Annotated in this window: 18 protein-coding genes; 14 read left to right on the forward strand and 4 right to left on the reverse strand. The window is 69.1% G+C overall.

What is annotated here, in order from left to right:
- Positions 1–6 precede the first annotated feature (6 nt).
- On the forward strand, positions 7–1,164 hold the full coding sequence (locus OHA73_RS34485) for a sugar phosphate isomerase/epimerase family protein (RefSeq protein ID WP_327658585.1): 1,158 nt from the start codon (positions 7–9) through the stop codon (positions 1,162–1,164).
- A gap of 107 nt (positions 1,165–1,271) precedes the next feature.
- Here OHA73_RS34485 and OHA73_RS34490 read toward each other — a convergent pair whose 3' ends face one another.
- The 4 genes from OHA73_RS34490 to frc (OHA73_RS34505) form a co-directional block, all read right to left on the reverse strand.
- A complete protein-coding gene (locus tag OHA73_RS34490) occupies positions 1,272–2,651 on the reverse strand; it encodes an OFA family MFS transporter (protein WP_266715511.1) in 1,380 nt (459 codons plus the stop codon).
- Between the two features lies 1 nt (position 2,652).
- The gene (locus OHA73_RS34495; protein ID WP_266715512.1) at positions 2,653–4,038 is read right to left on the reverse strand and encodes an OFA family MFS transporter; all 1,386 of its coding nucleotides are present in this window, start codon (positions 4,036–4,038) and stop codon (positions 2,653–2,655) included.
- A gap of 123 nt (positions 4,039–4,161) precedes the next feature.
- A complete protein-coding gene (locus OHA73_RS34500; RefSeq protein ID WP_267068579.1) occupies positions 4,162–6,315 on the reverse strand; it encodes an acetate--CoA ligase family protein in 2,154 nt (717 codons plus the stop codon).
- Positions 6,316–6,318: 3 nt separating this feature from the next.
- Positions 6,319–7,548: a formyl-CoA transferase gene (frc, locus tag OHA73_RS34505; RefSeq protein WP_327657018.1), complete on the reverse strand. Its 1,230-nt coding sequence runs from the start codon at positions 7,546–7,548 to the stop codon at positions 6,319–6,321.
- A gap of 186 nt (positions 7,549–7,734) precedes the next feature.
- Between frc (OHA73_RS34505) and sucC the strand changes: the two genes are divergently transcribed.
- From sucC to OHA73_RS34570, 13 genes are all read left to right on the forward strand, one after another.
- On the forward strand, positions 7,735–8,874 hold the full coding sequence (gene sucC, locus OHA73_RS34510) for an ADP-forming succinate--CoA ligase subunit beta (RefSeq protein WP_327657019.1): 1,140 nt from the start codon (positions 7,735–7,737) through the stop codon (positions 8,872–8,874).
- An 11-nt stretch (positions 8,875–8,885) separates the two neighbouring features.
- Positions 8,886–9,770, forward strand: coding sequence for a succinate--CoA ligase subunit alpha (gene sucD, locus OHA73_RS34515; RefSeq protein WP_327657020.1), 885 nt, complete (start codon positions 8,886–8,888; stop codon positions 9,768–9,770).
- A 138-nt stretch (positions 9,771–9,908) separates the two neighbouring features.
- Positions 9,909–11,444, forward strand: a complete 1,536-nt coding sequence (locus tag OHA73_RS34520) for an aldehyde dehydrogenase family protein (RefSeq protein WP_327657021.1) — start codon at positions 9,909–9,911, stop codon at positions 11,442–11,444.
- A gap of 222 nt (positions 11,445–11,666) precedes the next feature.
- Entirely contained in the window at positions 11,667–12,341 is a 675-nt protein-coding gene (locus OHA73_RS34525) for a GntR family transcriptional regulator (protein ID WP_443063233.1), read from the forward strand.
- Positions 12,342–12,471: 130 nt separating this feature from the next.
- Positions 12,472–13,701, forward strand: coding sequence for a formyl-CoA transferase (frc, locus tag OHA73_RS34530; RefSeq protein ID WP_327657022.1), 1,230 nt, complete (start codon positions 12,472–12,474; stop codon positions 13,699–13,701).
- Position 13,702: 1 nt separating this feature from the next.
- Positions 13,703–14,200, forward strand: coding sequence for a beta-class carbonic anhydrase (locus OHA73_RS34535; RefSeq protein ID WP_267068574.1), 498 nt, complete (start codon positions 13,703–13,705; stop codon positions 14,198–14,200).
- A gap of 137 nt (positions 14,201–14,337) precedes the next feature.
- Positions 14,338–15,060, forward strand: coding sequence for an acyl-CoA dehydrogenase family protein (locus OHA73_RS34540; RefSeq protein ID WP_327657023.1), 723 nt, complete (start codon positions 14,338–14,340; stop codon positions 15,058–15,060).
- Between the two features lie 134 nt (positions 15,061–15,194).
- Complete coding sequence (locus OHA73_RS34545) at positions 15,195–15,689, forward strand: NAD(P)H-dependent oxidoreductase subunit E (protein ID WP_327657024.1); 495 nt, start codon at positions 15,195–15,197, stop codon at positions 15,687–15,689.
- A 3-nt stretch (positions 15,690–15,692) separates the two neighbouring features.
- The gene (locus tag OHA73_RS34550; RefSeq protein ID WP_327657025.1) at positions 15,693–17,318 is read left to right on the forward strand and encodes a formate dehydrogenase beta subunit; all 1,626 of its coding nucleotides are present in this window, start codon (positions 15,693–15,695) and stop codon (positions 17,316–17,318) included.
- The gene (gene fdhF, locus OHA73_RS34555) at positions 17,315–20,125 is read left to right on the forward strand and encodes a formate dehydrogenase subunit alpha (RefSeq protein WP_327657026.1); all 2,811 of its coding nucleotides are present in this window, start codon (positions 17,315–17,317) and stop codon (positions 20,123–20,125) included. The genes OHA73_RS34550 and fdhF overlap by 4 nt, the downstream gene beginning before the upstream one ends.
- A gap of 1 nt (position 20,126) precedes the next feature.
- Positions 20,127–20,339 (forward strand): formate dehydrogenase subunit delta, encoded by a 213-nt coding sequence (locus tag OHA73_RS34560; RefSeq protein ID WP_266715524.1) that lies wholly within the window; start codon positions 20,127–20,129, stop codon positions 20,337–20,339.
- 182 nt (positions 20,340–20,521) lie between these two features.
- Complete coding sequence (locus tag OHA73_RS34565; protein WP_327657027.1) at positions 20,522–21,493, forward strand: 2-dehydropantoate 2-reductase; 972 nt, start codon at positions 20,522–20,524, stop codon at positions 21,491–21,493.
- Between the two features lie 39 nt (positions 21,494–21,532).
- Positions 21,533–22,453, forward strand: a complete 921-nt coding sequence (locus tag OHA73_RS34570; protein WP_443063234.1) for a LysR family transcriptional regulator — start codon at positions 21,533–21,535, stop codon at positions 22,451–22,453.
- Positions 22,454–22,495 lie beyond the last annotated feature (42 nt).

The raw sequence follows: 22,495 nt of genomic DNA on the forward strand, positions 1-22,495 counted from the left end.
ATCCGCATCACCGCAGGTCCCGACGAGGGATCAAGTCCCGACGAGGCCCTCAGATCCCGCCTCGGCATCAACCGCCGCCGCTTCCTCAGTACCTGCACCGCCGTCGCCGGCGCCGCCATCGCCGCGCCCGTGTTCGGCGCCGCACCCGCACTCGCCCAGCAGGCGGCCGGCCCCTCCGGCGGCGGCCGCGGCACCAAACTGATCCCCGCCGACAAACGCGGCATCATCCTCTACACCGTGCGCGACGCCACCGGCCGCGACCCGCTGAGCAGCAACCTGCCCTCCGGCTTCCGCGAGGTGTTCAAGGAGCTGGCCCGCTACGGCTACAAGCAGGTCGAGTTCGCCGGCTACGGCCAGCACGCCAACGCGCCCGGAGGGGCGAACCTGGAGTCCGTCGCGGGCGCGAAACTGCTGCGCTCGTGGCTCGACGAGTACGGGCTGCGCGCCCAGGGCAACCACGGCTTCATCCCCTCGTCCTGGCCGCTCACCGAGGCCGACAAGGACCAGTTCAAGAAGCATCTGGAGATCGCGAACATCCTCGGCATGGACCACATGGGCACCGGCGGCGACCCCACCGGCAGCTCGTACAAGGCGGACTGGGACGTCGCCGCCGACAAGTGGAACGCGCTGGGGCGGCTCGCGGACCGCGCGGGGCTCAAGCTCTATACGCACAACCACGACGCGGCGTACGGGTTCCTCATCGACGGCGGGCCGCTCGACGACCAGGGCAGGCCCACCCGCAGCTCCGGCATCCGCAAGCTCGAGTACTTCCTGCGGGCCAGCGACCCGAAGACGGTGTGGCTGGAGATGGACATCTTCTGGGCGCACGTGGCCCAGTACAAGTTCCACACCTACACCGCACACGACGGCTCCACGCGCGAGAAGGTCTTCGACCCGGCGGCCCTCGTCGTCGCCCACAACGCCCGCTACCCGCTCTTCCACGCGAAGGACGGCACCCGCAACGACACCAACGGCATGGGCTACGACATGGTCCCGTTCGGTGAAGGTGTCATCGACTACCGGACGTTCTTCAAGCGGGTCGGCGCCCGCAACTACCACCACCCCATGGTCGAGCAGGACAACGCGCCCAGCGCCACCGACCCCGCCCAGTCCCTGACCCACGCGCGCATCGGCTACGACAACCTCGCGGCACTCCGGAAGTAGCTCCGGCGCACGAGCGCACATGAGTGGGGCCCGGCCATCAGGCCGGGCCCCACTCAACTCTTACCGATGCGCTTTACGTGACCAGCGCGGATCAGTCCTTTAGGTGATCATGTCAAGGACACCGCCTTTTCGTTCCGCCCCGGCTGCCGCAGCAGCAGCGCCACGAGCGCCGACAGCATGGATATCCCGCCGGCCATGGCGTACGCGCCGTTGTATCCCCAGGCGCCGACCACCATGGAGCCGAGACCGCCGCCGAACAGGCCGCTGATGAGCTTCCCGCTGTACACCAGGCCGTAGTTGGTGGCGTTGTAGTTCTCCCCGAAGTAGTCCGGGGTCAGCGCCGCGAACATCGGGTAGAACGCGCCGCCACCGAAGCCGGACAGGAACGCGAAGACCAGGAACAGCCACTCGCTGCGGACGTCGCCCGCCCAGATGATGCCGAACTGGGCCAGGCCGAGGACGACGATCACGAGGATCAGGCTCGCCTTGCGGCCCCACAGGTCCGACATCCAGCCGACCACCGCGCGGCCGACGCCGTTGATGACCGCCATGACACCCATCGAGGACGCGGCGACCAGTGGACCGAAGCCGACCTCCTTGGCGAAGTCGACCTGGAAGGAGATGCCGAAGATCGACACACCTGCCGTCAGGACCAGGCTCAGCCACATCAGCGGCAGCTGGCCCGTCTTGATGGCCTCCATGGGGGTGTACTGCTTGACGGCCGGCGGGTTCTTGGCCAGCGCCGCCTGGCTCTTGCTGTCGCCCGACTTCGCCAGCGGGTCGATGTCCGATGGCCACCAGTTCTTCGGCGGGTCCCGGAAGAAGAACGCACACACCAGCACCACGATCAGCACGTAGACGCCGATCATGTCGAGCACCCGGTGGTAGTTCGACGTGTCGAAGGCGTAGTTGAAGATGAAGATGAACGGAAGCGAGCCGTAGGCGAAGCCTCCGTTGACGAAACCTGTCTTGCCGCCTTTGCGTTCGGGGTACCACTTGCCGACCATGTTGATGCAGGTCGCGTACACGAACCCGGAGCCGAGCCCGCCGATCATGCCGAATCCGATGATGGCCAGCCACACGTTGTGCAGGTGCGACAGGGCCAGGAATCCGAACAGGCACATGAAGGCGCCCACGTACATGGCGCGCCGGGCCGGCATGATGCCCTTCTCCCGCAGCCAGCCGGCCGGGAACGCCACACCTGCCTGGAAGAACACCCAGACACTCAGGATCCAGAAGGTGTTGGACTGCGTCCAGCCGTGCGCGGAGGACAACGTGTCCTCCGCTGACCCGTAGGCGTACTCGAAGACACTGATGGCCATCATCGCGGCCCATGGCAGATACACCATGAACTTGCGGGAGTGGCCGAGGATGTCGCGGTCGGTCTCGCCGACGCGATAGATCCGGCCGTGCTCGTCGGTGATTTCTCGGTACCGGCTCCCGGTAGCCGGTGCCGTGTTACTAGCGGAGACAGGTTCCGCCGTCATATCAAGCCATCTCCTCACCAAGGGGGTGTGGGTTGGGGTGGACCCCACGCTTCTTGGGCCTACCGGGCGGGGACAGGAAGATAGCCACGAAGCCGGCGAAGAACGAGATGCAGCCGGCCAGGATGAAGGCTCCGGAGTGTCCCCAGGCGCCGACGACGACGGACCCCATGCCCGCGCCGAGCCCTGAGACGAGCTTTGAGCTGTAGACCATGCCGTAGTTGGTTGCGTTGTTGTTCTCACCGAAGTAGTCCGCGGTCAGGGCCGCGAACATCGGGAAGATCGCGCCACCGCCGAATCCGGAGATCGCGGAGAAGACCAGGAACATCGCGAGCATCTGCTCCGAGGCCGACCAGATGATGCCGAATTGGGCGAGGCCCAGGATGAAGCAGACCGCCAGCAGACACTGCTTGCGGCCGTACCGGTCGGAGAGCCAGCCGATGACACCGCGACCGGTGCCGTTGACGACCGCCTTGAGTGACATCGCGGTGGCCACGATTCCGCCCGCGAAGCCCGCTTCCTTGCCGATGTCGACCTGGAAGGCGATGCCGAAGATGTTCACACCCGACGTACAGGCCAGGCAGAACCACATCAGCGCGACCCGACCGGTCCTCCATGCCTCCATGGGGGTGTACTGCTTGACGGCCGGCGGGTTCTTCTCCAGCGACCGGCGGGCCCGCGGGTCCTCCGGAGGGTTGAGCGGGTCGATGTTCGCCGGCCACCAGTTCTTCGGCGGGTCCTTGAAGAAGGAGCCCGCGACGGCGACCATCGCGGCGAGCAGCACACCCACCGAGACCAGCACCCAGCGGAAGTTGGTCAGATCCATGAACCCGGTGAACAGGAACACGAACGGGACCGAGCCGTAGGCGAAACCGCCGTTGACGAAGCCCGTCTTGCCGCCCCTGCGCTCCGGGTACCACTTGCCGACCATGTTGACGCAGGTCGCGTACACCATTCCGGCGCCCATACCGCTGAAGACACTGAAGCCGATGTAGGCGACGATGACGTGCGGTGCGAAGGCCAGCGACAGATAGCCGAGGAAGGTACCCACGGCGCCGAGCATCATGGCCCAGCGGGCCGGCAGTTTGCCGCTCTCCCGGAGCCTGCCCGCGGGCATGGCCACGGCCGCCTGGAAGAACACCCAGACGGTCATCATCCAGAAGATGTGTCCGCTGTTCCAATGGTGCGCGGTGTGCAGTGTGTCCTCGGCGGACGCGAACGCGTACTCCGCGGACGAGATGCCCATCATGCCCACCCAGGGCAGGATGACCATCCACTTGCGACCGCGACCCATGATGTCGATGTCGCTCTCGCCAACCCGGTACATCCGGCCGTTGGCGTCCGTCACCTCCCTGTAGGGGACGGGACTCGGCAGATCGGTTGTTGTCATGTCGATCGTTTCCCTTGCGTCGAAAGATCTGGGCAGCGCCCCCTGTCCAAATTTCTTTCGTGTGCGCACGGGGCCTGGATCCGGTCGGCGCACACCGCCGACCGGATCCGTCGGTCGCCTACGTCATCGACCGCCCCCCAACTTCCCTGCCGCGCGGGCCCACTTGTACTTGGCGCCGAGCACCGCGACGGGCTTCTCGGTCGTGTACGGGTACGCGACGACACCCCGGTCGAAGAGGTACTGGCACGCCTCCTCGACCTCGACGTCGCCGGCCAGTGAGGCCACCACGGGCTTCTCGATGCCGCGCTCCCTGAACTCCTGGACGACGCGCGCCGTCACCTCCGCGAACACCATGGGCGGGGTGACGATGGTGTGCCAGTAGCCGAGCACCAGCGAGTGGATCCGCGGATCCTCCAGACCGAGCCGGATCGTCGCCTCGTACGTCGACGGGGGCTCGCCGCCCGTGATGTCGACGGGGTTGCCCGCGGCGCCGAACGGCGGGATGAACTTCCGGAAGGCCGCGTCCAAGTCGGCCGGGATCTCCATCAGTTCGAGCCCGTTGTCCATCACGGCGTCCGAGAGCAGCACACCCGAGCCGCCGGCCCCCGTGATGATCACGATGTTGTCGCCCTTGGGCGTCGGAAGCACCGGCAGCGCCCGCGCGTACTCCAGCATGTCGTTGAGGCCGGGCGCCCGGATGACACCGGCCTGCTTGAGGATGTCGTCGTACACGGCGTCGTCGCCCGCGAGCGCGCCCGTGTGGGAACCGGCCGCCTTGGCGCCCGCCGCCGTACGCCCCGCCTTCAGGACCACGACCGGCTTCTTCGGCACGGTCTCGCGCGCGGCTGCCACGAAGGCGCGCCCGTCCTTGAGGTCCTCCAAGTGCATCGCGATGCAGTCGGTGTTGGGGTCTTCGCCGAACCACGTGAGCAGGTCGTCCTCGTCCAGGTCCGACTTGTTGCCGAGTCCGACGATCGCCGAGACACCTGTCTTCGTGGTGCGCGCGAAGCCCAGGATGGCCATGCCGATGCCACCGGACTGCGAGGTCAGCGCGACGCCGCCCTTCACGTCGTACGGCGTGCAGAACGTGGCGCACAGGTCCTGCCACGTCGAGTAGTAGCCGTAGATGTTCGGGCCGAGGAGGCGGGTGCCGTAGCGCTCGGCGATGGCCACGATCTCGTCCTGGAGCTCGTGCTCGCCGGTCTCGGCGAACCCGGAGGGGATGAGGACCGCGTTCGGAATGCCCTTGCGGCCCACCTCTTCGAGGGCCGCTGCCACGAACTTGGCGGGGATCGCGAAGATCGCCACGTCCACGTCGCCGGGCACGTCCGTGACACTCTTGTACGCCTTGCGGCCCAGGATGTCATCGGCCTTCGGGTTCACCGGGTGGATCTCGCCGGAGAAGCCGCCGTCGATGAGGTTGCGCATCACCGAATTGCCGATCTTGCCCTGCTCGTTGGAGGCGCCGATCACGGTGACGGAGCGCGGCTCCATCAGCCGCCGCATCGAGGTCAGGATCTCCTCGCGCGTGTAGGTGCGCCGCCGCTTCGGCTCGCCCTCGGCGAGGATGACGCGGATGTCGGCGGCGAGCGCGCCGTTCGGGGTCGCGATCACCGGGTTGAGGTCGACCTCGGCTATCTCCGGGAACTCCGTGACCAGTTGGGACACGCGGCGGATCTGCTCGGCCAGTGCCTCCCGGTCGACGCCCTTGGCGCCGCGCACGCCGCGCAGTACCTCCGCGGCCTTGATGGAGTCGAGCATGTCGAGGGACTCGTCCTCCGTCACCGGCGCGAGCCGGAAGGTGACGTCCTTGAGCACCTCGACCAGGACGCCGCCGAGCCCGAAGGCGACGACCTTGCCGAAGGTCGGGTCGGTGACGGACCCGACGATGACCTCCTGGGTGTCGGGTCCGGTGGGCAGCAGTTCCTGCACCTGGATGCCGGTGATGTGGGCATCGGCCGCGTACGCGTGCGCGTTGTCGACGATCCGCTGGTACGCCTCCCGTACGGCGCTCTCGCCCTCCACGCCCACGATCACGCCGCCGGCGTCGGTCTTGTGCAGGATGTCGGGCGACACGATCTTCAGCACCACGGGTCCGCCGAAGCGGGCCGCGGCCGCCACCGCCTGGTCGGCATCGGTCGCGAGCTCCTCGCCGGGGACGGCGATCCCGTACGCGTCGGCGATCACCTTTCCCTCGGGCGCGGTGAGCGCTGTACGTCCCTCGGCCCGTACGGTGTCGAGCAGCGCCCGTACCTTGAGCTCACGTTCCTCGGCCATCAATCAGATCACTCCGTTCGACTTGAGCAGGTGCAACTCTTCGTCCCCGAGGCCGAGTTCACCGATGAAGACCTCCGCGTTGTGCTCGCCGAGCAGCGGGGAGGAGGTGACGTCGACGGGGGAGTCGGAGAGCTTGAGAGGGGAACCGACGGTCTTGAAGGAGCCGCGTCCGGAGTGCGGCACCTCGACGACCATCTCGTTGGCCACCAGCGACTCGTCCTCGATGATCTCCTTGGTGGAGAGGATCGGGCCGCAGGGGATGTTGTGGGCGTTGAGCTGGTCGAGGACCTCCCACTTGGGGAGGGTGGACGACCACTCCTCGATCAGCTGGAACATCTTGTTGAGCTTCGGCAGGCGCGCCTCGGGCGTGGCCCAGTCGGCGTCCTCGGCCAGTTCGGGCCGCCCGATCAGCTCGGTGAGCGGCTTCCAGCCCACCGGCTGGACGATGACGTACACGTAGTCGTTGGGTCCGCCGGGCGCGCACTTGACGGCCCAGCCGGGCTGTCCGCCGCCCGACGCGTTGCCGGAACGGGGGACCTCGTCGCCGAAGTCCTCGTTCGGATACTCCGCCAACGGGCCGTGCGTGAGGCGCTGTTGGTCGCGCAGCTTCACGCGGCACAGGTTGAGCACCGCGTGCTGCATGGCTACGTTCACACGCTGCCCGCGCCCGGTGTTCTCGCGCTGGAACAGGGCGGCGAGGATGCCGGCGACGGTGTGGATGCCGGTGCCGGAGTCGCCGATCTGCGCGCCCGTCGCGAGGGGTGGTCCGTCCTCGAAGCCGGTGGTCGACATGGAGCCGCCCATGGCCTGGGCGACGACCTCGTAGGCCTTGAAGTTGGTGTACGGACCCTCGCCGAAGCCCTTGATGGAGGCGTAGATGATGCGGGGGTTGATCTCCTGGATGCGGTCCCAGGTGAACCCCATCCGGTCGACGGCTCCGGGGCCGAAGTTCTCCACCAGCACGTCGGACCGGCGGATCAGTTCGGTCAGCAGCTCCTTGCCGCGCTCTGTCTTGGTGTTCAGGGTGATGCTCCGCTTGTTGCAGTTGAGCATCGTGAAGTAGAGGGAGTCGACGTCCGGGATGTCACGCAGTTGCTTGCGTGTGATGTCACCGGTCGGCGCCTCCAGTTTGACGACGTCCGCACCCAGCCACGCCAGCATCTGCGTGGCGGATGGGCCTGACTGGACATGGGTCATGTCCAGGACGCGCACACCCTCGAGTGCCTTGGTCACGAACGACTCACCTCGCTACTGGTCCACGGTCGGTCCACCGTCGGCTCGTACATTGCATACAGTCGCCGAATACTGTATGAAAACTGGTATCCCGCATTGAGTGGGTGGTGTCCAGGGGGCGTGCAGCACTTTTCCTTTCCTTAGCCGAATCAGCGGCTGAAGCAGGAACCGAGACAGGAGCCGCAAATGGACCTGTACGAACACCAAGCGAGGGACCTGTTCGCGGAGCACGGCATCCCCGTCCCGCGGGCCGAAGTCACCGAATCCGCCAAGGAGGCGCGGGAGTTCGCTCGCCGTCTCGGCGGCCGCGTCGTCGTCAAGGCGCAGGTCAAGACGGGCGGGCGCGGCAAGGCGGGCGGCGTCAGGCTCGCCGCCGACCCGGCCGCCGCCGAACTGACCGCGCGCCAGATCCTCGGCATGGACATCAAGGGCCACATCGTGCGCAAGGTGATGCTGGCCCAACCCGTAGAGATCGACAGCGAGTTCTACGTCTCCTACGTCCTCGACCGCGCGGCCGGCACCTTCCTCGCCATCGCCTCGGCCGAGGGCGGCATGGAGATCGAGGAGGTCGCCGCCACCCGGCCCGAGGCCGTGGCCCGGATCCCCATCGACCCGGCCGTCGGCGTCACCTCGGCCGTCGGGGCGCGCATCGCCGAGGCGGCAGGGCTGCCGTCGCAGACCGTCGACGTCCTCGTCCGCCTGTGGGAGGTCCTCACCCGCGAGGACGCGGTGCTCGTCGAGGTGAACCCGCTCGTGCGCACCGCGCAGGGGCAGATCCTCGCGCTCGACGGCAAGGTGACACTCGACGACAACGCCCGCTTTCGCAATGCCCGTTGGGGCGAGCAGGAGGCGGCGCACGAGGAACCGCTTGAGGCCCGGGCGGCGGCCAAGGGGCTCAACTACGTGAAGCTCGACGGCGAGGTCGGCATCATCGGCAACGGCGCCGGGCTCGTCATGTCCACCCTCGACGTGGTCGCGGGCTGCGGTGCGAAGCCCGCCAACTTCCTCGACATCGGCGGCGGTGCCTCCGCGCAGATCATGGCGGACGGGCTCGACGTCATCCTCTCCGACCCGTCCGTGAAGTCCGTCTTCGTCAACGTCTTCGGCGGCATCACCGCCTGCGACGCGGTCGCCGACGGCATCGTCCAGGCCCTGGAACGCGTCCAGTTGACCAAACCGCTCGTCGTCCGCCTCGACGGGAACAACGCGGCACGCGGCCGGACCATCCTCGAGGAGCGTGCCCACCCCCTGGTCGCCCAGGCCACCACCATGGACGGCGCCGCACGCCAGGCCGCCGACCTCGCCCTCGCCCCCAACCCCCTTTAAGGAGCCGGGACATGGCCATCTACCTGACCCAGGAGAGCAAGGTCCTCGTCCAGGGCATGACCGGCGCCGAGGGCATGAAGCACACCCGCCGCATGCTCCAGGCGGGCACCGGCGTCGTCGGCGGCGTCAACCCCCGCAAGGCCGGGCGCAGCGTCGACCTCGACGGCCGCGACGTCCCCGTCTTCGGCAGCGTCGCCGAGGGCATGGCCGCCACCGGAGCCGATGTCACCGTCGTCTTCGTGCCGCCGGCCTTCGCCAAGGGCGCCGTCATCGAAGCGGCCGACGCGGGCATCCCGCTCGCCGTCGTCATCACGGAGGGCATCCCGGTGCACGACGCCGTCGCCTTCCACGCGTACGCGAAGCAGAAGGGCACCCGCATCATCGGGCCCAACTGCCCGGGCCTCATCTCGCCCGGCGCCTCGAACGCGGGCATCATCCCGGCCGACATCACAAAGCCGGGCCGCATCGGACTCGTCTCCAAGTCCGGCACCCTCACCTACCAACTCATGTACGAGCTGCGCGACATCGGCTTCTCGACGTGTGTGGGCATCGGCGGCGACCCCGTCATCGGCACCACCCACATCGACTGCCTCGAAGCCTTCGAGGCCGACCCCGAGACCGAACTCATCGTGCTCATCGGGGAGATCGGCGGCGACGCCGAGGAACGGGCAGCTGCCCACATCCGCGAGCACGTCACCAAGCCCGTCGTCGGCTACATCGCCGGATTCACCGCGCCCGAGGGCAAGACGATGGGCCACGCCGGCGCCATCGTCTCCGGCTCCTCGGGTACGGCAGCGGCCAAGAAGGAGGCGCTCGAAGCGGTCGGCGTCCGCGTCGGCTCGACACCGACGGAGACGGCACGGCTCGTCCTGGACCGCCTCGCCGACGGGCAGTGACGCTTCTCATAGGCCTCAACTGGCCATCTCAGTAATGACTTTGGCATACGGGAGGTGTCCTTTGGGCACCTCCCGTCCACAGCGCCATCAGCCATGGAACCACCGCCCCGACTGTGCACCGTGAGCGGAGACCGAACAATGGCAACCACCCTCAAGGCGAACACCTCCTGGTCCGACGCCTGGCAACGCTGCCTCGCCGTCGCACCCGAGGCCTTCCAGGACGACCGCGTCCTGAACCTGTGGAACGGCGCATGGCAGGCCGACGGCCGCGCCCTGCCCGCCACCAGCCCCGTCGACGGCAGCCCCATCGCGGGCCCGCCCCGCCTCGACGCCGACACCGCCCACCAGGCCGTGCGCGCCTCCCTCGACCAGCACCGCGCCTGGCGGCACGTCCCGCTGTCCGAGCGGCGCGCCCGCGTCGCCGCGACCCTCGACGCCCTCACCCAGCACCGCGAACTCCTCGCCCTGCTCCTCGTATGGGAGATCGGCAAGCCGTGGCGCCTCGCGCAGGCCGACGTCGACCGCGCCATCGACGGCGTGCGCTGGTACGTCGACGGCATCGACGAGATCCTCGGCGAGCGCACCCCGCTGGCCGGGCCCGTGTCGAACATCGCCAGCTGGAACTACCCGATGAGCGTGCTCGTGCACGCCATGCTGGTCCAGGCCCTGGCCGGCAACGCGGTCATCGCCAAGACGCCGACCGACGGCGGCGCCTCGTGTCTCACCCTGGCCTGCGCCCTGGCCGCCCGCGAGGGCATCCCGGTCACCCTGGTCAGCGGCAGCGGCGGGCAGCTCTCCGAGGCGCTCGTGCGGGCGCCGGAGATCGGCTGCGTGTCCTTCGTCGGCGGCCGGGACACGGGCGCGGCGGTCGCCACGGACGTCGCCGACCTCGGCAAGCGCCACATCCTGGAACAGGAGGGACTCAACACCTGGGGCATCTGGAACTTCACCGACTGGGACAAGCTGACGGCCGCCATACCCAAGCTCTTCGACTACGGGAAGCAGCGCTGCACCGCCTACCCGCGGTTCGTCGTGCAGCGGGAGGCCTTCGACGAGTTCCTCGCCGCCTACCTGCCCGCCGTACGCACCCTGCGCGTCGGCCACCCGCTGGCCGTCGAGCACGCCGACGACCCGTACCCGGCGCTCGACTTCGGGCCGCTGATCAACGCGGCGAAGGCGAAGGAGCTGCACGACCAGGTCGCGGAGGCGGTCGACCGCGGCGCCGTCCCGCTGCACCGCTCCACGGCGGACCCGGCGCTGTTCCTGCCGGGCCAGGACACCAGCGCGTATGTGCATCCGGTGACGCTGCTCGGCCCGCCGCCGTCCTCGCCGCTGCACCACGCCGAGCCGTTCGGCCCGGTCGACACCATCGTGCTCGTCGACACGGAAGCGGAACTCCTCGCGGCGATGAACGCCTCCAACGGCGCCCTGGTCGCCACCCTGTCCACCGACGACGAGGCGACGTACGAGCGGCTCGCGCCGCAGATCCGGGCGTTCAAGGTCGGCCACGGCAAGCCGCGTTCGCGCGGGGACCGTGACGAGCTGTTCGGCGGGTTCGGGGCGTCGTGGCGCGGCGCGTTCGTGGGCGGCGAACTCCTGGTCCGCGCGGTCACCGAAGGGCCGTCGGGGGAGCGGCTGCCGGGCAACTTCCCGGAGTACCACCTGATGCCCTGACGCAGCTGCGGCGGGGTCCCGCGCGACGCAGGGGGCGCTCCCCGTCGCACGTGAACCCCGCCGCCGTGCCGCGGGGCGAGTTCTCGCCCGCCCCGCGCACACGATGTGTCGACGGGATATTGTGTACAGGCTGGGATTGCCCTCGGCAAGAACTACGACAATCCCCATGCGAGAAGCGTGGGTTGAGACACCGTGGACGCAGGACGGAAGGGGCCCCCGATGTTGCCGACCGCAGGACTGCCGCAAGGTGCGGTGCCCAGGCTGGACCGGCCGGGACCGCTGCGCGAGCGGGTCTACGGCGCACTCCTCGAACTCATCATCAACCGCACCCTGCCGCCCGGCGCGCATCTCGTCGAGACGGAACTCGCGGCGCAGCTCGGGGTGTCGAGACAGCCCGTACGGGAGGCGTTGCAGCGGCTCAGCACCGAGGGGTGGGTCGATCTGCGGCCCGCGCAGGGCGCGTTCGTGCACGAGCCGACCGAGGACGAGGCGGACCAGCTCCTGAAGGTCCGCCAGCTCCTGGAGACCGAGGCGGTCCGGCTCGCCGCGGGGAAGGCCGATGCCGCCGCTGTCGCCGCGCTGGAGGAGCTGTGCGAGGCGGGGGAGCGGGCGGTCGCTGCGGACGACGTGGAGGCGGCGGTCGCGCTCAACGCGCAACTGCACGGCGCCGTCATGGAGTTGGCGGCCAACGAGGTCCTCGCTGAGCTGGCCGCACAGGTCGACCGCCGGGTGCGCTGGTACTACACGCCGGTGGCGCGGCAGCGCGGCCACCAGTCCTGGGCGGAGCACCGCGAGCTGATCGCGGCGCTCGCGGACCGGGACGAGGGCCGGGCGGCGCAGGTCATGCGCGCGCACACCGAGCACACGCGCACGTCGTACCACCAGCGCGCGAGGTAGCGGACCGAGCGGCCGACGGCAGGGGAATACTGTCGCCGAGGATTGCATACAGTCGACGGATACTGTATGAACATTGGTATGTGCCGGTCCTCTAACTCCGAACGCGTAAGCGAGAGGTGGGGTGTCGATCATGACCAAGGCTCTTGAGGGCGTGCGTGTCCTCGATATGACACACGTTCAGTCGGGCCCGTCCGCAACGCAGTTGCTGGCGTGGCTGGGTGCGGACGTCGTCAAACTGGAGGCGCCGACCGGTGACATCACGCGCAAGCAGCTGCGTGACGTCCCGGACGTCGACTCCCTCTACTTCACGATGCTCAACTCCAACAAGCGGAGCATCACCCTGAACACCAAGAGCGACCGCGGCAAGGAGATCCTCACGGAGCTGATCCGCCGCTCGGACGTCATGGTGGAGAACTTCGGCCCGGGCGCGGTGGACCGGATGGGCTTCACCTGGGACCGCATCCAGGAGATCAACCCCCGCATCATCTACGCCTCCATCAAGGGCTTCGGCGAGGGTCCGTACACCAACTTCAAGGCCTACGAGGTCGTCGCGCAGGCCATGGGCGGCTCCATGGCCACCACGGGCTTCGAGGACGGACCGCCGACGGCCACGGGTGCGCAGATCGGTGACTCGGGGACGGGTATCCACACGGTCGCCGGCATCCTCGCGGCACTGTTCCAGCGCGAGAGCACCGGGCGCGGTCAACGGGTGAACGTAGCCATGCAGCACGCGGTGCTCAACCTGTGCCGCGTGAAGCTGCGCGACCAACAGCGCCTCGCGCACGGCCCGTTGGCGGAGTACCCGAACGAGGACTTCGGCGACGAGGTCCCCCGTTCCGGCAACGCGTCGGGCGGCGGGCAGCCCGGCTGGGCCGTCAAGTGCGCACCCGGCGGCCCCAACGACTACGTGTACGTCATCGTCCAGCCCGTCGGCTGGAAGCCGATGGCCGAGCTGATAGGCAGGCCGGAGATGGCGGACGACCCGGAGTGGTCGACCCCGGAGGCGCGCCTGCCGAAGCTCAACAAGATGTTCCAGCTGATCGAGGAGTGGTCCTCGACGCTTCCCAAGTGGGAGGTCCTGGACCGGCTCAACGCCCACAACATCCCCTGCGGCCCGATCCTCTCCACCAAGGAGATCATCGAGGACGAGTCGCTGGTCTCCAACGAGATGGTCGTCGAGGTCGAGCACCCCCAGCGCGGCTCGTACACGACGGTCGGCAACCCGCTCAAGCTCTCCGACTCGCCGACCACCATCTCCGGCTCCCCGCTCCTGGGCGAGCACAACAGTGACATCTACGCCGACGAACTCGGCCTGGAGCCTGCGGAGTTGGCGCAACTCGCCGAACAGGGCGTCATCTGAGATGGACGGCACCGTGGTCGACCGCCTCGTCGAGGCGAACGAACGGTACGCCGCCGCGTTCACCGATCCCGGCATGGACGCCCGCCCGGTCCTGGAGGTGGCCGTCGTCGCCTGCATGGACGCCAGGATCGACCTGCACGCCGCGCTCGGCCTGGGACTCGGCGACTGCCACACCGTCCGCAACGCGGGCGGTGTGGTCACCGACGACACCATCCGCTCGCTGGCCATCAGCCAGCGGGCGCTCGGCACCCGCAGTGTGGTGCTGATTCACCACACCGGCTGCGGACTCCAGTCCCTGACCGAGGAGTTCCGGCACGAGCTGGAACGCGAGGTCGGTCAGCGGCCGACGTGGGCGGTGGAGGGCTTCACCGACGTCGACCAGGATGTGCGGCAATCCCTGCGGAAGGTGCGCACGTCGCCGTTCCTGCCGCACACCGGCGACGTCCGCGGGTTCGTCTTCGACGTGGCGACGGGGCTGTTGCGGGAGATCACCGCGTAGCCCCAACTCGCCGTTCTTGCAAGGTGGTTGAAACTCGGCCGCGCACACCTCTGGCCCCGCCGGACCGCATCGGAATACTGTATGCAATTACTGCGCCGCATCGCGGCAGCTCACAAATCTGACGAGGGGGTCGCCCCGTGTCGTACCGCACCGCACTCGCTCACGTCCTGACAGGCGCCGTCGCATCCGGCGGCGAACCGGCCCGCATGCACGGCAGATTCCCCCGGTCCGGCGTCACCGCGCTCGGCCGCGCCGGACTGCTCGGCCTCACCGTCGCCCCCGAACTCGGCGGTGGCGGGCGGGGGTTGGCAGAGGCCGCCGATGTCGTGGCCCGCGTCGCACACGTCTGCCCGGCCGCCGCGACCGTGCTCCGCTCGCACTACGCGGCGGTGGCCGTCGTCGAGGCGTGCGGCGGAGCCTGGGTGCGCGCCGAGATCGCCGCCGGGCGTCATCTCTGCTCGCTGGCCCTGGAGGAGGACGGGCCGGAGACGACGGCGCGCCGCACCGGCGAGGTCGTCACCCTGCAAGGCCGCAAGCGCCATGTGGTCGCCGCGGGCGAGGCCGACAGCTACCTCTGGTCGAGCGGACCGGCCGGGGTCGGGATGGGAGGGCGGAGCCTGTGGCTGGTCCCGGCCCACGCCCCCGATCTGTACGTGCCGGCCCGGGCGGCTGGCCCTGGCCCGAGCGGCAGCGCGACTTCGACGGTCTGCGCCGACCCCGTGCGGGTACCCGCGTCGGCCCTGCTCGGGGAGGACGGGGGTGGCGAGCGCCTTGTGCGGGACCTCGTCCTGCCGTGGCTGGCCGAACTGGCCGCCGTGACGGACCGAACGGACCAGGAGCCCGTGCTCGTGGCCTCGTGAACACCGGCCCGGTGTACGGAAGTCGGTCGATCGACTCCGCTCGATTTCGTCCCGCTTCTTTACACCGGGCTTCTGTATACAGAAGTCTGTATGGGGTAGTGCTGGGGTCCCCTGCACCCGCGCCGGAGGCCCGCATGACGGAAGGCGGATCGATCATGACGACCAGCGGGACGGACGTGTCGGTCGAGAGCGTGGTGAGGAGAGCGGCGGCCGCGCACCGTGGCGAGCGCGGCGCGCTGCTGCCCGTACTCCACGCCGTACAGGCCGAGTTGGGGTGCGTACCGCAGGAGGCGATCCCCGTCCTCGCCGACGAGTTCAACCTCTCGCGGGCCGACATCCACGGAGTGGTGACCTTCTACCACGACTTCCGCCGTGAGCCCGCGGGTCGCTCCACCGTCCGCATCTGCCGCGCCGAAGCCTGCCAGGCCCTGGGCGCCGACCGCCTGCTGAGCCACGTACGGGAGTCGGGCCTGACGCTCGGCGAGACGAGCACCGACGGCGGTGTCACCGTCGAGCAGGTCTTCTGTCTCGGCAACTGCGCGCTCGGCCCCTCGGTGGAGGCGAACGGGCGGCTGCACGGGCGCGTGACCCCGGCCCGGCTCGGCGCGATCCTCAACGGGACGGTGTGACAAGTGACTTCGGAGAACACCACGAGAAACACGGCCACCGTGTACGTTCCGCGCGACGCGGCGGCCCGTTCCGTCGGCGCCGACGAGGTGGCGCAACAGCTCGAACTCGCCCCGATCGAGGGCGGGTTCGGTGTCGACGTCGTCCGCAACGGCTCGCGCGGACTGCTCTGGCTCGAACCCCTCGTCGAGGTCGTGACCCCCGAGGGCCGCATCGGATACGGCCCGGTCACTCCCGAAGACGTCCCCGGCCTCCTCGCCGCCGGAATGCTCGACGGCGCCGACCACCCGCTGCGGCTCGGCCCGGTCGACCAACTCCCTTGGCTGGCACGGCAGAACCGCGTCACCTTCGCCCGCGTCGGCGTCACCGACCCGCTCTCGCCCGAGGACTACGAAGCCCACGGCGGACTGCAAGGACTGCGCGCGGCCCTGGAGATGGAGCCCGCCGACGTCGTCACCGAGGTCACCGACTCCGGGCTTCGCGGTCGCGGCGGCGCCGGCTTCCCGGCGGGCATCAAGTGGAAGACGGTGCTCGACTGCGCCGACGAGCTCAAGTTCATCTGCTGCAACGCCGACGAGGGCGACAGCGGCACCTTCGCCGACCGCATGGTCATGGAAGGCGACCCCTTCCTTCTCATCGAGGGCATGACGATCGCCGCCCACGCCGTCGGCGCGCGCGAGGGCTATCTCTACATCCGCTCCGAATACCCCGACGCCATCGCCACCATGAACACCGCGATCGACATCGCCCGCGGGCGCGGCTGGCTCGGCGCGGGCATCCTCGGCTCCTCGCTCGACTTCGACCTGCACATCCGCGTCGGCGCCGGCGCGTACATCTGCGGCGAGGAGACCTCCATGCTGGAGAGCCTGGAGGGCAAGCGCGGCATGGTCCGCGCGAAACCCCCGATCCCCGCGATCGAGGGCCTGTTCGGCAGGCCGACCGTGGTGAACAACGTCCTCACCCTCACCACCGTCCCCGTCGTCCTCGCCGACGGCGCCAAGGCCTACCAGGACCTCGGCGTCGGCCGCTCCCGCGGCACCCAGGTCTTCCAGCTCGCCGGCAACATCAAGCGCGGCGGCATCGTCGAGACCGCCTTCGGCATCACCCTGCGTGAGCTGATCGAGGACTACGGCGGGGGGACCTTGAGCGGCCGACCCGCGCGGGCCGTGCAGGTGGGCGGGCCGCTCGGCGCGTATCTGCCGGAGGCGCGGTTCGACCTGCCGATGGACTACGAGGCCCTCGCGGAGGCCGGGGCGATGCTCGGGCACGGCGGCGTGGTCGTCTTCGACGACACCGTCGACATGGCGGCGCAGGCCCGCTTCGCGATGGAGTTCTGCGCCGAGGAGTCCTGCGGCAAGTGCACGCCCTGCAGGGTCGGTTCGGTGCGCGGCGTCGAGGTCATCGACCGGATCGTGGCCGGTGAGCAGCAGGACGAGAATCTCGCGCTGCTGGAGGACCTGTGCGAGCTGATGACCGATGGTTCACTGTGTGCCATGGGCGGTCTTACACCGATGCCCGTACGCAGCGCGCTCGCGCACTTCGCCGACGACTTCGTCGGCCGCGGCGACCGTCGGCTCCTGGAGATCCACCCCGTACAGCGGGGCAACACTCGAACGGAGGGCCAGGCATGACGCTTCTGAAGGAACCCGACTTCGGCACTCCGGAACGCCCCGGAGCGCCCACGGTCTCGGTGGAGATCGACGGACAACAGGTGATGGTCCCGGAGGGCACGTCCGTGATGCGGGCGGCCGCCGAGGCCGGCATCGAGGTACCGAAACTGTGCGCCACCGACAGCCTGGAGGCGTTCGGCTCCTGCCGGCTGTGCGTGGTCGAGATCGACGGCCGGCGCGGCACACCGGCGTCCTGTACGACACCGTGCACGGACGGCATGTCGGTGAAGACGCAGACCCCGAAGGTGGAGAAGCTCCGCCAGGGCGTCATGGAGCTGTACATCTCCGACCACCCGCTCGACTGCCTCACCTGCCCCGCCAACGGAGACTGCGAACTCCAGGACATGGCAGGCGTGGTGGGCCTGCGCCAGGTCCGCTACGGCTACGAGGGTGCCAACCACCTCGACGCCGAGAAGGACACCTCCAACCCGTACTTCGACTTCGACCCGTCGAAGTGCATCGCCTGCTCGCGGTGTGTGCGTGCCTGTGACGAGACACAGGGCACGTTCGCGCTGACCATCGAGGGGCGCGGCTTCGAGTCGAAGGTGTCGGCGGGCGCGGGGGAGTTGTTCATGGACTCCGAGTGCGTGTCCTGCGGCTCCTGCGTCCAGGCCTGCCCGACGTCAACTCTCCAGGAGAAATCGGTAGTTGACCTCGGCATGCCGACGCGGTCCGTCGTCACCACATGCGCGTACTGCGGTGTCGGCTGCTCGTTCAAGGCCGAGCTGCGCGGCGACGAACTCGTCCGCATGGTCCCCCACAAGGACGGCGGCGCCAACGAGGGACACTCCTGCGTCAAGGGCCGCTTCGCCTTCGGCTACGCCACCCACCCCGACCGCAAGCTCAAGCCCATGGTCCGCGACCGCATCACCGACCCGTGGCGCGAGGTCGAGTGGGACGAGGCGATCGGCACGGTGGCCCGCCGCTTCAGCGAGATCCAGGGCCGGTACGGCTCCGGCTCCATCGGCGCCATCTCCTCCTCCCGCTGCACCAACGAAGAGGTGTACGTCGTCCAGAAGATGGTGCGCGCCGCCTTCGGCAACAACAACATCGACACCTGCGCCCGCGTCTGCCACTCGCCGACCGGCTACGGGCTCAAGCAGACCTTCGGCGAATCGGCCGGCACCCAGGACTTCCGGTCCGTCGCCGAGGCCGACGTCATCATGGTCATCGGCGCCAACCCCACCGACGGCCACCCGGTGTTCGCCTCCCGGATGAAGCGCCGCCTGCGCGAGGGCGCCAAGCTGATCGTCGTCGACCCGCGCCGCATCGACCTGGTGCGCTCCCCGCACATCGAGGCACAGCACCACCTCCAGTTGCGCCCCAGCACGAACGTCGCCGTCGTCAACGCGATGGCGCACGTCGTCGTCACCGAGGGCCTCGTCAACGAGAACTTCGTCGCGGAGCGCTGCGAAGGTTACGAGGACTGGGCCGAGTTCGTGTCCCGCCCGGAGAACAGCCCCGAGGCGACGGAGGAGATCAGCGGCGTCCCGGCCGCCGAACTGCGCGCGGCAGCACGCCTCTACGCGTCCGCGGGCAACGGCGCCATCTACTACGGCCTCGGTGTCACCGAGCACAGCCAGGGCTCGACGATGGTCATGGGAATGGCCAACCTCGCGATGGCCTGCGGCAACATCGGCCGCGACGGCGTCGGCGTCAACCCGCTGCGCGGGCAGAACAACGTGCAGGGCTCCTGCGACATGGGCTCCTTCCCGCACGAGCTGCCCGGCTACCGGCACATCTCCGACGACGCGGTGCGCGGTGTCTTCGAGAACCTGTGGGGCCGGGAGCTGCTGTCGGATCCGGGCCTGCGCATCCCCAACATGTTCGACGCGGCGATCGAAGGCGACTTCCGCGGACTGTTCGTGCACGGCGAGGACATCGCCCAGTCGGACCCGAACCTCCAGCACGTCACGGCGGCCCTCGCAGCCATGGAACTCGTCGTGGTCCAGGACCTGTTCCTCAACGAGACGGCGAAGTTCGCCCATGTCTTCCTGCCCGGCGCCTCCTTCCTGGAGAAGGACGGCACGTTCACCAACGCCGAGCGGCGCGTCAACCGCGTGCGGTCGGTGATGCCGCCGAAGTCCGGCAAGCACGAGTGGCAGATCGTGTGCGAGATCGCCACCGCCATGGGCTACGCCATGGACTATGACCACCCGTCGCAGATCATGGACGAGATCGCCTCGGTGACCCCGACGTTCGCGGGTGTCTCCTTCGACCTCATCGACAAGCTCGGCAGCATCCAGTGGCCGTGCAACGCGGAGGCCCCCGAGGGCACACCGACCATGCACGTGGACTCCTTCACCCGCGGCAAGGGCAAGTTCGCGGTCACCTCCTACGTACCGACCAACGAACGCAGCACCCGCCGCTTCCCGCTGGTCCTCACCACGGGACGCATCCTCAGCCAGTACAACGTCGGCGCGCAGACCCGCCGCACCGGCAACGTCGCCTGGCACCCCGAGGACATCCTGGAGGTGCATCCGCACGACGCGGAGGAGCGCGGCATCACCGACGGCGACCTCGTCACGATGTCCAGCCGCGTCGGTGCGACGACGCTGCACGCGCAGATCTCCGACCGGATGCCACCGGGTGTCGTCTACACCACGTTCCACCACCCGGTGACGGGCGCGAACGTGGTGACGACCGAGAACTCGGACTGGGCGACCAACTGCCCGGAGTACAAGGTCACGGCCGTGCAGGTCGGTCTCGCGCCGAAGGCCCGGGCCGCCCGCGAGGCGACGGACGAACTCGTCACGGTGGTGGAGTGACATGGCAGGCACCGTCCCGGCGGAACGCCGGATGGCGAACGACATCGCCGCGAACCAGGGCCATCTGTCGGATGCGGCGGCGGCCGAGGCGATCGCCGGACACGTCACGAAGTTCTGGGACCCGAGGATGCGGCAGCGGCTCTACGCGCTCGTGGACGACGGGGCGGACGGCTTCGACCCGCTCGTCGTCGCGGCCGTGAAGCTCATGCGCTGAGGCCCTCCCGGGCCACCTTCCCAGCGGCCGCCGCGCGACAGGGCACGCGCGGCGGCCGCGCCCATTTCTGCATCTCCGTACGTCATGTCATCGGGCACCCCCGTGCTGTGCGGCGCGCGGGTGCGACAGCCGACGGCATGCGTGCACGTACCTCCACACCCTCGAACCCAGGAGGCACCACGATGAAGATCGCAGTTGTCGGCGCCGGAGCCATCGGCGCGTACGTCGGCGCGGCCCTGCACCGCGGCGGCGCGGACGTGCACCTCGTCGCGCGCAAGGACCATCTGCGCGCCATCCAGGCGGAAGGCGTCCGCGTGCTCAGCCCGCGCGGCGACTTCACCGCCCACCCGCACGCCACCGACGACCCGAACGAGATCGGCCCCGTGGACTACGTGTTCCTCGGCCTCAAGGCCCACTCGTACCCGTCGTGCGGCTCGCTCGTCGCCCCGCTGCTCGGCGAACACACCGCGCTGGTGGCCGGGCAGAACGGCGTCCCGTGGTGGTACTTCCACAAGCTGACGGGCCCGTACGAGGGCCGGCGCATCGAGGCGGTCGACCCGGGCGGCGCGACCAGCAAGGTGCTGCCGCCCGAGCGCGCGATCGGCTGCGTGGTCTACCCGGCCACGGTCATCGAATCCCCGGGCGTCATACGGCACTTGGAAGGCACCCGCTTCTCCATCGGCGAGCCGGACGGGAGTCTCTCGCAGCGCTGCACGGACCTCAGCGAGGCCATGGTCGCGGGCGGGCTCAAGTGTCCCGTCGAGCAGAATCTGCGCGACGACATCTGGATCAAGCTCATGGGCAACGCGGCCTTCAACCCGATCAGCGCGCTGACCCGGGCCACCATGACCGACATGTGCCGGCACCCACCGACCCGCACCATGGTCGCCCGCGTCATGGAGGAGATCCTCGACATCGCCGCCCGCGTCGGCTCGACCCCGGAGATCTCCATCGAGAAACGCCTGCGCGGCGCCGAGGGCGTAGGAGCCCACAAGACCTCCATGCTCCAGGACCTGGAAGCGGGAAAACAGCTGGAACTGGACGCCATCGTGACAGCGGTCGTCGAAATGGCCGACATCACCGGCGCCGAGGCACCCACGCTGCGTGCGATCCACGCGGCGACCGACCTATTGGCACGCACCGTGCTGCCGTAGCACGCTACGGATGAAGATCACGTGGCAGAGGAGACGTACATGCTGTTCCGGCAGTTGGAGTACTTCGTGGCGGTGGCGCGCGAGCGGCACTTCGCACGCGCCGCCGAATCCTGCTACGTCTCCCAGCCCGCGCTCTCCGCGGCGATAGCCAAGCTGGAGCGCGAGCTGAACGTCACGCTGATCAACCGCGGCCACAACTACCAGGGCCTCACCCCGGAGGGCGAGCGCCTGGTGGTGTGGGCGAAACGCATCCTCGCGGAGCAGGACGCGTTCAAGGCCGAGGTCGCCGCGGTCCAGTCGGGCATCACGGGCACGCTGCGCCTGGGCACGGACCCCACGGCGTCGACGACACTGGCACTCCCGGTGGGCGCCTTCTGCTCGGCCCACCCTTTGGCAAAGGTCCAGGTCCGCTCGCGCCTCTCCACGAAGGAACTCCACCGCCAACTCCGCGACTTCGAACTCGACGTGGCCATCGCCCACTTCGACCCGGACGACCAGGAGGGCCTGCAAGTGGTCCCCCTCTACCAGGAGCGGTACATGCTCCTGGTCTCGGACGACCAGTTCAAGTCCCGTACGAACAGCCTCACTTGGGCGGACGCGGCGCAACTCCCCCTGGCACTGCTGACACCCGACATGCGCATCCGCCAGATCATCGACAAGGTCTTCGCGAACAAGGGCCTGGAGGTCACCCCCCAGGTCGAGACCGACTCCATCGCCTCCCTGTACGCACATGTGGGCGGCGGCGAATGGGCCAGCGTCGTGCCCCACACCTGGCTGCGCGCGATGCCGGTGGACGGCCGCACGCGAGCGCTGCCGCTGATCGACCCGGAGGCCGGCGCCCAGGTCTCGGTGGCCATCCACGCGGGAACCCCGGGCTCGGTGGCGGCACGGGCGTTCGTGAGCGCGGCGACGGCACTGAACCTGGACGAGGTGTTCGAGCAGAGGGTCCCGGCAAATTAAGCCCCGCTTCGGGACGAGAGCCCGCGGGGTCCGGGGCAGCGC

The organism is Streptomyces sp. NBC_00483 (assembly GCF_036013745.1).
Taxonomy (GTDB): Bacteria; Actinomycetota; Actinomycetes; order Streptomycetales; family Streptomycetaceae; genus Streptomyces.